This is a genomic window from Pseudomonas sp. LB3P25, from assembly GCF_054897985.1.
In genome coordinates, this window is record NZ_CM142711.1 from 2,676,546 (window position 1) to 2,689,099 (window position 12,554).

General features: G+C 60.2%; 11 protein-coding genes. 8 read left to right on the forward strand and 3 right to left on the reverse strand.

The window, feature by feature from the left end; genetic code table 11:
• Positions 1-175: 175 nt before the first annotated feature.
• From ACYZTW_RS12055 to ACYZTW_RS12075, 5 genes are all read left to right on the forward strand, one after another.
• Positions 176-1,099, forward strand: a complete 924-nt coding sequence (locus ACYZTW_RS12055) for a LysR family transcriptional regulator (protein WP_462005035.1) — start codon at positions 176-178, stop codon at positions 1,097-1,099.
• 185 nt (positions 1,100-1,284) lie between these two features.
• On the forward strand, positions 1,285-2,625 hold the full coding sequence (locus ACYZTW_RS12060) for a PQQ-dependent sugar dehydrogenase (RefSeq protein ID WP_462005036.1): 1,341 nt from the start codon (positions 1,285-1,287) through the stop codon (positions 2,623-2,625).
• Positions 2,626-3,156: 531 nt separating this feature from the next.
• Complete coding sequence (locus tag ACYZTW_RS12065; protein ID WP_462005037.1) at positions 3,157-3,525, forward strand: DUF6124 family protein; 369 nt, start codon at positions 3,157-3,159, stop codon at positions 3,523-3,525.
• A 205-nt stretch (positions 3,526-3,730) separates the two neighbouring features.
• Positions 3,731-4,669: a cyclase family protein gene (locus ACYZTW_RS12070; protein WP_462005038.1), complete on the forward strand. Its 939-nt coding sequence runs from the start codon at positions 3,731-3,733 to the stop codon at positions 4,667-4,669.
• Between the two features lie 219 nt (positions 4,670-4,888).
• A complete protein-coding gene (locus ACYZTW_RS12075) occupies positions 4,889-5,821 on the forward strand; it encodes a LysR family transcriptional regulator (protein ID WP_462005039.1) in 933 nt (310 codons plus the stop codon).
• Here ACYZTW_RS12075 and ACYZTW_RS12080 read toward each other — a convergent pair.
• The 3 genes from ACYZTW_RS12080 to ACYZTW_RS12090 form a co-directional block, all read right to left on the reverse strand.
• Entirely contained in the window at positions 5,814-6,797 is a 984-nt protein-coding gene (locus tag ACYZTW_RS12080) for a cyclase family protein (protein ID WP_462005040.1), read from the reverse strand. The genes ACYZTW_RS12075 and ACYZTW_RS12080 overlap by 8 nt on opposite strands.
• Positions 6,798-6,953: 156 nt before the next feature.
• The gene (locus ACYZTW_RS12085; RefSeq protein WP_462005041.1) at positions 6,954-7,268 is read right to left on the reverse strand and encodes an NIPSNAP family protein; all 315 of its coding nucleotides are present in this window, start codon (positions 7,266-7,268) and stop codon (positions 6,954-6,956) included.
• Between the two features lie 12 nt (positions 7,269-7,280).
• Entirely contained in the window at positions 7,281-8,447 is a 1,167-nt protein-coding gene (locus ACYZTW_RS12090; RefSeq protein ID WP_462005042.1) for an iron-containing alcohol dehydrogenase, read from the reverse strand.
• Between the two features lie 397 nt (positions 8,448-8,844).
• On the opposite strand from ACYZTW_RS12090, the gene ACYZTW_RS12095 reads away from it, so the two are divergent.
• The 3 genes from ACYZTW_RS12095 to ACYZTW_RS12105 all read left to right on the forward strand — a co-directional run bounded on the left by ACYZTW_RS12095 (position 8,845) and on the right by ACYZTW_RS12105 (position 12,344).
• Positions 8,845-9,633 carry an SDR family oxidoreductase gene (locus ACYZTW_RS12095; protein WP_462005043.1) on the forward strand — a complete coding sequence of 263 codons (789 nt, stop codon included), beginning with the start codon at positions 8,845-8,847 and terminating at the stop codon, positions 9,631-9,633.
• Between the two features lie 271 nt (positions 9,634-9,904).
• Positions 9,905-11,209: an MFS transporter gene (locus tag ACYZTW_RS12100; protein WP_462005044.1), complete on the forward strand. Its 1,305-nt coding sequence runs from the start codon at positions 9,905-9,907 to the stop codon at positions 11,207-11,209.
• A 16-nt stretch (positions 11,210-11,225) separates the two neighbouring features.
• Positions 11,226-12,344: an NAD(P)/FAD-dependent oxidoreductase gene (locus ACYZTW_RS12105; protein ID WP_462005045.1), complete on the forward strand. Its 1,119-nt coding sequence runs from the start codon at positions 11,226-11,228 to the stop codon at positions 12,342-12,344.
• Positions 12,345-12,554 lie beyond the last annotated feature (210 nt).

A 12,554-nucleotide genomic window follows, 5' to 3' on the forward strand; every position in this document is an offset into this window, starting at 1 on the left:
GATTCACCACAAGTTATACAGGATTGTTATTGTTGCAATCGGTCTGCGGCAGGAAGGCTTTCGCTTTCTGGTCAAACCCATTGCATTGCCTGGTTGTGGAGTGGACTATAGGGCCGTCGTGGCGAGCCTCGATACTGACAACTTTCGATACCTCTATAACTTTTAGTTAACCCTGATGACGCCCTCACTCAATTCGATCATGTCCCGCCTGCACATCAAGCAGCTTCGCTTGTTGATAGCCCTTGATGAACACGGCTCCTTGCTGGGCGCGGCCAAACAGGTCGCGCTGACCCAGCCGGGCGCCAGCAAAGCCCTGCAAGAAATTGAAACCACCTTCGGCACCTCGCTGTTCACCCGTACTAACCGGGGGCTTGAACCAAACGATGCCGGACGCTCGGTCATTCGTTACGCTCGCTTGATCCAGACCGACCTTGCGCACCTGCGCGAAGAGATCATCGGCATCATGAGCGGAGAGGGCGGGCGCGTGTCGGTCGGCACCATCATGGGCGCCGTCCCGCTGCTGACCACCGCGATCAGCCGGGTGATTGCCGACCACCCGAAGCTGTCCATCGAGATCGTCGAAGACACCAGCGCCGCACTGCTCAGCCAGATGGACGCCGGGCGCCTGGACCTTGCGATCTGCCGTACGACCATCAGCACCACGCCCTACTTGTATGAGAGCTCGACCTTCGTCGAAGAAACCCTGGCGGTGATCGCCAGCACTCAGCATCCGTTCGCCTATGCCCGGCAGCTGTCGCTGAAGGATCTGGTGGATTACCGCTGGGTGGTCTATCGCGCCAACATGCCGATGCGTTTGCTGCTGGAGCGCGAGTTTCACGAGGCCGACCTGCGTTTCCCGGTACACCTGCTGGAAACCACGTCGGCGTTTGCCACCTTGTCGTTGCTTCAGGAAAACCCGACCCTCGTCGCGTTGGTGTCGACCGATGTGGCGAAGTTCTGCTCCGGCTACGGTTTCACCACCACGCTGCCGCTGCCCATTACCTCGCGCAGCGAACCGTATGAGCTGGTGTCGCGCAAAGGCGTGCCGGATTCGCCGGCGGCCAGGCTGTTACGGGAGGCGTTGTTGAACCCCGTTTGAGCTCGGGACGGGTTGAAACAGCCGCTTGCGATAGTGCCCGGCTTTGGATGCACGCATTCGTGCGTTTTAGGCAAATTTGATTTGTGCCAGGCGCAGTGTCGGAAACGGATCAACGCCGCGATACTTCGCCGGGATATTGCCAACCCAATAATTGGCCCATGGATGGCCGTCGCGAGGTTAGAACAATGAATGTGTCCAACCGACTTGCGCTCTTGATGACCACTGCCGCGCTGCTCACCGCGTGTGGCGAGTCTTCCAAATTGCCGTCTCAGGCCAGCGTCGGCCCGGCCCCGCAATTGCCTGAACCCACCACCTCGCTGATCCCTACGTTAAAAGTGTCCAAAGCGATCGGCTGGGCGGGTAGTGACATGCCCAAGGCACCTCCCGGTTTCAAAGTGACCGCGCTGGCCGAGAACCTCGATCACCCGCGCTGGGTGTATACGCTGCCCAATGGCGATGTACTGGTTGCCGAGAGCAACCACCCGCCGATGCCGGAAGGCGCGACTGACGGTGGCACCGGCCCGATCGCCTGGGCAAAACGCACGGCCATGGGGTTTGTGATGGGACGGGTGGGTGCCGACGCACCGAGCGCCAATCGAATTACCTTGTTGCGTGATGCCGACGGGGACGGCCACGCTGAAGTGCACAAGGTGTTCATGACCAACCTGACGTCGCCTTTTGGCATGGCCCTGGTGGGGAATGAGTTGTTTATTGCCAATGCCGACGCCCTGGTCAAGGTGCCGTACAGCGCGGGGCAAACCGAGGTCAGTGCAACGCCTGTGAAGGTGACCGATCTGCCTGCCGGCATCAATCACCACTGGACCAAGAATGTCCTCGCCAACCCCGAGGGGACCAAGCTCTACGTCACGGTCGGTTCCAACAGCAATGTCGGCGAGAACGGCCTTGATGCAGAAGAAGGGCGCGCAGCGATTTGGGAGGTAGACGTCAAAACCGGCAGCAAGCGTCTGTTTGCCAGCGGCCTGCGCAACCCCAACGGGCTGGCGTGGAAGCCCGGTTCGACGCAGTTGTGGACGGTGGTCAACGAGCGCGACGAAATCGGCAGCGACCTTGTGCCGGATTACCTGACGTCGGTGCAGGACGGCGCGTTCTACGGCTGGCCTTGGAGCTACTACGGCGCCCATGTCGACACCCGTGTCGAACCACCGCGCCCGGACAGGGTGGCCAAGGCCATCGCGCCGGACTACGCGCTGGGCACCCACGTTGCGCCGTTAGGTTTGACGTTCTCTGATGCCCGTGGCATGCCGGCCAACTTCGCCAATGGGGTTTTCGTTGGTGAGCATGGCTCATGGAACCGCAACCCGCAGGCCGGTTACAAGGTGGTGTTCATTCCCTTCAGCGATGGAAAACCTTCGGGGCTGCCGGTGGACTTCCTGACTGATTTCCTCAATGCCGACGGCGAAGCGCAAGGGCGCCCGGTGGGCGTCACGCTTGACCAGAGCGGAGCGCTGCTGGTAGCTGACGATGTGGGGAACAAGGTCTGGCGCATCGCAATCGCAAAACCCTAGATCGGGCGGCGGCCCAGTCAACAACACTGTCGCCTGATACACCGCTTTCGCGAGCAGGCTCGCTCCCACATTGGTTTTATGTTGTTCGCGAGATTTGTGGCCGACACAGGGCCCTGTGGGAGCGAGCCTGCTCGCGAAGGTGTCGGATCTGGCGCAGCGCATAAACATGTGTAACGACATCTGTTTAATGACACTCGGTGTTACGTCATAAGCGGCTACAACGCCTTGCGTCGTTACCTACGCGTACGCCAGAATCCGCCGGCTTGTGCGGCTATGGGGCGGGCTATATCGTTTCCCGGTCACTGCAAAACAGTGATCGGGTTTGGTAGCCCGCCTGTTGTAGCCGTATGGCAACACCTTATGCAGTCTCCTTTTTTTTGGGGCTTTGCTTTTTATGGTGGTCATGCGTGGGGCTCCTTTGTGAGCGCCGGGTTCCTACTACAGCCGGTCTACCAACCCACGTATGGCCGCCACCCATCGTTTGGTAGCGAGGGTGATGGCTCCTTAAAATTTGTAGTAGGAGTTTCATCTATGTTCAAAGTCACACCCAACCCCCCGAATACCAGTCCGTTACCCTACGACGCCTTTCTCGATCTTGACCCCAAGAAAATGAAAGAGGCGGCCGACCGCGCACTCAGCTTCTACCTCAACCCCGGGGCGTCGAAAACGCAGATACCGCCCCGCAAACCCAGCACCATTTTCACCATCGACGCAGCGGTGGATGACGAAACGTTGCTCGTCGAGGCCTGCGAATCGTTGGCAGCAGCCAGCGCCATAGTCAACGATCTCACCGACTTAACGGACGGCCCACGACGCCAAACGATGCTGGTGCTGCAACGGGTGATCATGTTGGGTGAGTTAGCGGTCAATCGGGTATTAGACAACCACAAGCCTGGGTAGCAGCCAGGCACTGTAGGAGCAAGGCTTGCCCGCGATGAACGATCACGCGGCGTGTCAGGCCTGACGCCATCGCGAGCAAGCTTTGCTCCTACAGCACTCGCATTACTCGTGACAATCCAGAACAAATGTATTGCCCATTCCTGTCTGTTTCCCCACAGAGGGGCTGCGTACCTTGGGTCCACTGCTACTCAAAAAGGACCCCATTATGCTGAATCGCTTGATACTGCCCTTCACCTTGCTCTTCACCTTCAGCGCCGCCCAGGCCGCAGACACTGAAAAATGGTACCCCTCCAAATACGGCGCCAACGATGAAATCGGCGCGCTGAACCTGCTCAACGCCGAGTCGGTGATCAACGCCTCGAAACTGATCAAGACCGGCAAAACCTACCCCTTGGCCGTGCCCATCGACAAGACCTTGCCAGCCTTCCGTCATCGCAGTTTTCACCTGACCAACATCCAGCCGGGCGAAGCGGGCGGCACCACGATGGGGCCGAACAAATTCACCTTCAACGATGAACTGGTGGTGGGCTGGACCGGTGTCGGCACCCAGCTCAATGGCATCGGCCACATCGGCATCGACAACGTCTACTACAACGGCAATCGCGCAGCGGATTTCGTGACCGTGGAAGGGGTGAAAAAGCTCGGCATCGAAAAGGTCCCGCCCATTGTCACTCGCGGCGTAGTGCTGGACATGACAGCGGTGTATGGCAGCGCCATCGTGCCGGAGAAAACCGAGTTCAGCGTTGCCGACATTCAGAAGGCACTGGACCTGCAAGGCATCAGCATTCAGAAGGGCGATGTGGTGCTGTTCAACACCGGTTGGCTGGAACTGCTGGGCAAGGACAACGAGAAGTTCCTCGCCGTGGAGCCGGGCATCGGCATGGCCGCGGCCAAGTGGCTGGCAGACAAGCAGATCGTCGCGTTCGGCGGTGACACCTGGGCTTCGGAAATCTACCCGGCCAAAGATGGCCAGGAATTCCCGGTCAACCAATTCATGCTGGCGAAGAACGGTATCTACAACCTTGAGCTGATCGACAGCCGAGCGCTGGTGAAGGATAAGGCGTGGGAATTCATGTTCGTGCTGGGGCAGCCGCTGTACAAGGGCTCGACCCAGGTCAACATCAACCCGGTCGCCATTCGCTGATAGCCACCGTTCGAAGCCGTAACGCACCCTTTGTAGCAGCTGGCGAAGCCTGCGTTCGGCTGCGCAGCAGTCGTAAAAACCTGAGCACGCGGTTTTTCTGAAACACCGCATTGCCTGATCTCACGACTGCTTCGCAGCCGAACGCAGGCTTCGCCAGCTGCTACAAAGTGTGCGTTGCTGCAGTCATAGGTTTACCTCTTGAATCGAGAACACACGGATATGGTTGTTCCTTCCCTTTGCAGCATCGCTGCACGCTTGCGCCTCAAACAACTGCGTTTGCTGATCGCGCTGGATGATCGCGGCTCCTTGCACAAGGCCGCCGAGAAGATTTCGATTTCCCAGTCCGGCGCCACCAAGGCGTTGCATGAAGTCGAGTCATTGCTCGGCATGCCGCTGTTCGAACGTCAGCCCAAAGGCCTGGTGGCCAACGAAATGGGCCGTTGCATGATTCGTTATGCGCGGCTGATCTACAGCGATGTCGAACACCTGCGCGAAGAAATGCTCAGCATCATGCAAGGCCAGGGCGGGCGGCTCTCGGTGGGGGTAATCATGGGGGCGGTGCCGTTGCTGACCCGAGCCCTGACCGAGTTGCGCCTGAAGCAGCCGGAGCTGTCTGTGGAACTGGTGGAAAACACCAGCGCCACGTTGCTCGGGTTGCTGGATCAGGGACGGCTGGATCTGGCGATTTGTCGCACCAGCGTCGGCCAGCGCTCGGACGCTTATGACTGCATCGAACTGAGTGAAGAACCCTTGGCGGTGGTCGCCAGCAAGGACCATCCGCTGGCCAGCGCCGAGTCATTGCAGCTGTCGCAGTTGAGTGACTACCGCTGGGTGGTCTATCCCAAAGACATGCCGATGCGTCAGACCCTGGAACGTGAGTTGAATGAAGCAGGGCTGGCGATTCCGCGTTATCCGCTGGAAACCTCGTCGACTTTCGCCACCATTTTGTTGGTGCAACAAGACCCGACCTTGTTGGCGGTGATCCCGGTGGAAGTGGCCCGGTTCTGCGAGCAATTCGACTTGCTGGTGAAGCTGCCGGTGTCGATGCGTGCATTGATCGAGCCTTATGGCGTGATCAGCCGGGCCGGCGCCGACTTGTCCCCGGCGGCGACCTTGCTGATCAACGAACTGCAGCAGGACCTGACTACTTGATCACGATCGGATTGACCGGCGCACCCGTGCCGCCAACGACCTTCAACGGCGCGGCGGTGTAGAGGAACTGCCACTGGCCGTCCTCCGCGCAATCACTGGCCAGATCATCGAGCATCGCCACTTCGGTGAAGGTCACGCCGAGGTTGCGCATCAAGGCATTGTGCAGCGGGATCAGCACGCCCGAGGTGGGGTCGACCGCCACTTCGTTGGCCATGGTGTCGGTCACCAGATTGGGGATTTCCATCTGGTGAAACCATTCCACCAGCTCGCGGCTGAAGGTCAGACCCGGCTCGGCGAAATCCTTGTAAAACTCTTCCGGTTCGCGCTGATAGAACGAGCCGATCCAGCCGGTGCGGATGATCAGAATGTCGCGTTTCTGGATCTCGATGCCTTGTGCTTTTGCTGCGGCGAGCAGGTCCAGGTGATTGAAGGTTTCGCCCTTGTCCAGCACTGACTTGCCGCGATGGCGGGCCATGTCGATCAGCACCGCCCGCCCGACAATCCCGCGCTCGGCGATGGGCAGGATGCTGGCCTTGTCCATGCTGCCGATGGTGCTCATGGCGTCGTAGCCATTCCACAGTTTGTTGTCGTGCCAGACGTGGCCCAGCGCGTCGTATTGGGTCGAGCCTTGCAGGTGCATGAAGATCACGTCGTCGGCGTATTCCACGTGGCCGTCGAAGTGGGTCTTGCCGGCCAGAAAATGGCCCTTGTCCAGAACGTTGACCCGCATTGATGGACGTCGGCCGGGCCACAACGGTTCGCCTTTGGGATGGCCGATCTGCACTTGCAGGGTGAAGGTCTTGCCTTGGCGGACCGAGGCGATACCTCGGAGGATTTCTGCGCTTTGCAGGTAATTCAGGGCGCCGACTTCATCGTCCGGTCCCCATTTGCCCCAGTTGGTCGGCAGGCCTTCGAGCAAGGCCTTGATGTCGGGAGAACGGTCAGCGGCGGTGTTATTGGGATTGTGGTCGCACATGAGGTTGTCCTTGGAATTGGCAGACCTGCACAGTTCCCCTGTGGGAGCGAGCCTGCTCGCGAAAGCGGTGTGTCAGACACATCAATGTTGACTGACAGTCCCTATTCGCGAGCAGGCTCGCTCCCACAGGTTCTGTGCATGGCTTCAGGTCAGGGATTATTTGATGGGCGAAAAATCCGCCGCGATCAGCATTTTCGATTCCATCTTTTCCAGCATAGGGAACGCCTTCGGCACGAAGCCTTCGAGCCAGTCAGGGTCTTGATACAGCGCGGCCCTTTTCTTGATCCGGTCATCGAGGCTCTCGTAGGCCCAGATGTGGATGACCTGATTCAGTTCACCGATTTCGGTGTACCACCAGCCCACCAGCGAGGTGTAGCGCGAGATCACCGGCAGGCCGGTTTCCTCGAAGTGCTTGAGGTAGGTCTGCATTTTTCCGATTTGAATCGTGTAGGTGCGCATTTCGTAAAACATGGGAGTCGTCTCTTAGGAATGAGTGCCGTGCCAGGCATTGCTGATGATTCGTTCGATGTCGGCGGCGGTGGTCAGGCGCGGGTTGACCAGCACGTTGCCGCTGCGCATCGAGTCGCTGACCATTTGCGGCATGTAGTCCAGGTCCACGCCCAAGTCCTTGATGTTGTCGGGAATGCCGATGGCCTTGTTCAGCGCCACCACGTGCTCCACCACTTTGAGCCCGGCGCGGGCAATGCTCAGGCCGTCGACGTCCTCGCCCATGGCGATGGCGATTTCACGAAACAGTTCCGGGCAGGCTGCCAGGTTGTATTCGATGACGTAGGGCAGCAGTGTGGCGTTGGCGATGCCATGGGGAATGTTGAACACGCCGCCGAAGGTGTGGGAGATCGCATGCACGTTGCCCAGTTTCGATTGGGCGAACGCGACGCCAGCGAGGAACGAACCGAGCAGCATCTGTTCCCGGGCGTGCAGGTCGGAACCGCAGAAAAATGCTTTCGGCAGGTGGGTGCAGATCATCTTGATCGCTTGCAGCGCCAGGGCCTGGCTGACCGGGTTTGCCTGCTTCGACACGTAGGATTCGATGGCGTGGGTCAACGCGTCCATGCCCGTGGCAGCGGTGATCGATGGCGGCAGTTTGAGCGTCAGTTCGGCGTCGAGAATCGCCAGTTTCGGAAACAGCGCCGGGCTGATGATCACCGTTTTGAACAGGGTTTTGGTATTGGTGAAGACCGTGGAGGCTGTGCATTCGCTGCCGGTGCCGGAGGTGGTCGGGATAGCAAAAATCGGCAGAGGCGGGTGCAGCAGTTTGTCGTAGCCTTCGTAGTCGAGAATGTTGCCGGGGTTGGTGGCCATGGCCGCCACACCCTTGGCGGTGTCGATGCTGCTGCCGCCACCAACACCGATCACCGAATCGCAGTCGTGGTTTTTCAGGAACGCCACGGCGCGCTCCAGCACGTCGGTGGTGGGGTTGGGTTCGACGCCGGAAAACACTTCATAGTGAATGTCACTGTCGGCCAACGAGGCGAAAAAACCTTCCATCACACCCGACGCCATCAGCCCTTCGTCGGTGACCACCAGCAGTTTTTTTCGAACATGCGGCTTGAGCAGCGCACCGGCCTGACGCACCAGGCCGTTGCCGCTTTTCAGGGTCGTGGGGAAATAAAACTGGAACGGGTTCATGTGTGTCTCCGGTTCTTATTGGTCTGGAGACAGTAATAAGCGTGGGAGGCGGCTGATAATGAAAAGGTCTGATCCGGTGATCACTGTTTGTCATCACTTGTCGGTGGGGGGGCAAGTCAGTGAGGATGTGTCCGCTTCAAGATCCAGCCCCTCACCCCAGCCCTCTCCCCACGGGGGAGAGGGAAAAGGGAACCGATCTTCAGTGCTTTCAAAAACTGGGCTCGACTCGATATTTCAGGTCTCAGTATCTTGAAAGAACACCTCGGTCAGTTCCCTCTCCCCCCGGGAGAGGGCTAGGGTGAGGGCTGGTTCCGAAGCCTGGTGCAAAGTCCAGAAACACCACGTCCTCACCCTGAACGCATGTCTTCCTCAACTCACAACCAACAGGAGCACCATCATGGATTTGGCTATTTCGGGTCGCTGGGCCATCGTCTGCGCCGCCAGCAAAGGGCTGGGTCTGGCCTGTGCGCGAGCACTGGCGAAGGAGGGCGTCAACCTGGTGATCAACGCTCGCGGCGATGAAACGCTGCAGGCTGCCGCCGACCAATTGCGCCAACTGGCACCGACCATTGAAGTGCGCACGGTGGCCGGGGACATCAGCACACCGGCTGTGCGCGAGCAGGTACTGGCAGCGTGTCCGCAGGTGGACATTCTGATCAATAACGCTGGCGGTCCGCCGCCGGGTGACTTCCGTGACTGGCAGCGCGAAGACTGGTTGAAAGCGCTGGATGCCAACATGCTCACGCCCATCGAGCTGATCAAGGCCTGCGTCGATGGCATGGCCGAGCGCGGGTTCGGGCGCATCGTCAACATCACCTCTGGCGCGGTGAAGGCACCGATCGACGTGCTGGGCCTGTCCAACGGTGCCCGCAGCGGGCTGACCGGTTTCATCGCCGGGCTCGCGCGCCAGTCGCGGCTGGCCGGGCACAACGTGACGATCAACAATCTGCTGCCAGGTCCGTTCGAGACCGAGCGCTTGCACAAAACCCTGAGTGCCGCCGCCGAAGCCAATAGCACGACGGTCGAGAGCATCAGCGAGCAACGGCGCAAGCACGTTCCGGCCCAGCGCTTCGGCCAACCCGATGAGTTCGGCGCCTACTGCGCATTCATCTGCAGCGCCCACGCCGGTTTCCTCACCGGGCAAAACCTGTTGCTGGACGGCGGCAGTTACCCCGGTACGTTCTGATCTTTTGGGGGGGATGACATTCGGTGATCCCCCAATCAGATCCCCTCATTATTCAGCTGTCGGGTGCGTGATTAGAGTGGAGCGGCTTGCCCAATGCCCATCAGTCACCGCAATCCTTGTGGGAGCGAGCTTGCTCGCGATAGCGGTCTTTCATTCAACAGATGTGTTGTCTGCCAGTCAGCTATCGCGAGCAAGCTCGCTCCCACAGGTTCTGTGTCTTGCCTGACAGGTATTGGGTCGCTTGCATCCACAACAATAAAGAGCGCCCCTCATGAACAACCCGAGTGCCGAAACTCTGTCCCTGACCGCTACCGAACGCCCGACCAGCGTGCGCTGGCGGATCTTCCTCATCATGTTGCTGCTGACCGCGATCAATTACATCGACCGCGCTTCGCTGTCGGTGGCCTTGCCGCTGATTTCCAGTGAGTTCCAGATCCCGCCGGCGCTGGAAGGCTTGATGCTCAGCGCGTTTTTCTGGTCCTACGCGTTGATGCAGATTCCCGGCGGCATGCTGCTGGACCGTTTCCAGACCCGCCGTGTGATCGTCATCGCGACCGTCGCCTGGGGCGCCTTTCAGGCCCTGGCCGCCGGCGCGCACAACTGGATCACGCTGCTGATCACCCGCATGGGCCTGGGCATTGCCGAGTCGCCGATCATGCCGGCCGGGGCCAAGCTCAATGGCGCCTGGCTGACGCCTAACGAACGTGGGCGCGGCGCGGTGCTGGTCGACGGCGGAGCACCGCTGGGCAGTGCCTTCGGCGCGATCATCATTGCCGGGCTGATCGGCTGGTTCGACTCCTGGCGCATCGCCTTCGTGATTGCCGGCATCGGCACCATGCTCGCCGGCGTGCTGGCCTGGAAATACATCCGCAACCATCCCGGCGAACACCCAGGGGTCAATGCTGCGGAACTGGCGCACATCACTGAAGGCAATACCAAAGTCAACCAACCCGGCGCGGTCACCAGCGTTCCTTTCAAGGAGCTGCTCAAGGATCGCTCGGTGCTGGCGATGTTCGCCGGTTATTGCTGCATCCTCAGCGTGTTCTACGGCTTGCTGACCTGGATGCCGAGCTACCTGCACCAGACCCACGGCCTGAACATTTCGAGCATGGGCGGGGCGACGTTCCTGATCTTCATGTGCGGTTTCGTCGGCGAGCTGGTCGGCGGTTATCTGGGGGATAAATGGAAATCCAGCGGCGCCTCGCCAAACCTGGTGATGCGCAGCATGTTCAGCGGCTCGGCGCTGGTGGCGGCCCTGTGCATGCTGGCGGTGGCGTATACGAGCGAGGCCAGCAAAGCAATCGGCCTGCTCTGCGTGGCGATGTTTTTCATTCGGTGGTGCGGCATGTACTGGTGCATTCCCTCGATCCTCGGCGGCACTTCGAAAACCGGCGTGCTGGCCGGCACCATGAACTTCTGCGGGAACATGGCCGGGGTGATCGTGCCGATTCTGATCGGGTTGATCGTGCAGTTCACCGGGTCGTACTTCCTGGTGCTGATCTTCTTCGTGGTCATGGCCATGCTGCTGGCGATATTCTCCAGCCTGATCGATTATCGGGAACGAGGACTGGCGTGAAGGGAGCGAAGGGCAGGTGAGCGTCGATATCGAATGCGTGGTGGTCGGGGCTGGAGTGGTCGGGCTGGCGGTCGCCAGAGCCCTGGCCCGCAGCGGGCGGGAAGTGATCCTGGTCGAGGCGGGCGAGGGGATTGGTGTGGGCATCAGTTCGCGCAATTCGGAAGTGATTCACGCCGGCATTTATTACCCGAGCGGCAGCCTCAAGGCGCAAGTGTGTGTGGAGGGCAAGCAACGCCTTTACGCCTTTTGCGATGAGCGCGGCGTCGATTATCGGCGCTTGGGCAAGCTGATCGTGGCCACCGATGACAGTCAGTGCGCGGCCTTGCGCAAGTTACTGGAGCAAGGCCGGCGCAATGGCGTCGATGACTTGCAATGGCTTGACGGGTTGCAAGCCCAAACCCTTGAACCAGCGTTATCCTGCGTCGCTGCGCTCTGGTCGCCGTCCACCGGGATTGTCGATTCCCATGCCCTGATGCTGGCGCTTCAGGCGGATGCCGAGGCCAGCGGCGCGTCGCTGGTTTTTCATACGCCGCTGGCGTCGGCCCGTTGCACCGGGCAAGGTTTCGAACTGCAGATGGGCGGCGCCCAACCGATGGCATTGAGCTGCCGTGCGTTGATCAATTGCGCCGGACTGTCTGCGCCTGAAGTGGCGAGCCGGATTGAGGGCCTGCCATCTCAGTACGTTCCCGAGGCACGATTGTGCAAGGGCAGCTATTTCAGTTTCAGCGGCCGGGCGCCGTTCCGGCATCTGGTGTATCCGGCCCCGGAAAGCGCGGGGTTGGGTGTGCACATGACGCTGGATCTGGGCGGTCAGGCGCGCTTCGGGCCGGACGTCGAATGGGTCGATCAGGTCGATTATCGTGTGGATCCACGCCGAGCCGATGGCTTCTATGAGGCGATCCGGCGCTACTGGCCGGCGTTGCCCAATGACAGCCTGCAACCGGCCTACAGCGGCATCCGCCCGAAAATCACCGGGCCGACCGAACCGGCGGCCGACTTTGTCATCAGTGGTCCGGCCGAACATGGTGTGCCTGGGCTGGTGAACCTGTTTGGTATCGAATCGCCGGGGCTGACCAGTTGCCTGGCGCTGGCTGATCGGGTGATGACGATACTAGCCACACCGCGACCTGTGTAGCAGCTGCCGAGCCTGCGAGGCTGCGTTCGGCGGCGAAGCCGTCGCTAAACCATACGCTACGGTGTCTCAGATAAACCGCGTGCACAGGATTCACGACTGCTTCGCAGCCGAACGCAGGCTTCGCCAGCTGCTACACAAGTCGCGTTGAGGCGAAGCTACCGGTAATCAGCGTTTGCAATGCCGCTCGCCCTGAGGGCTATGCTTGGCAGT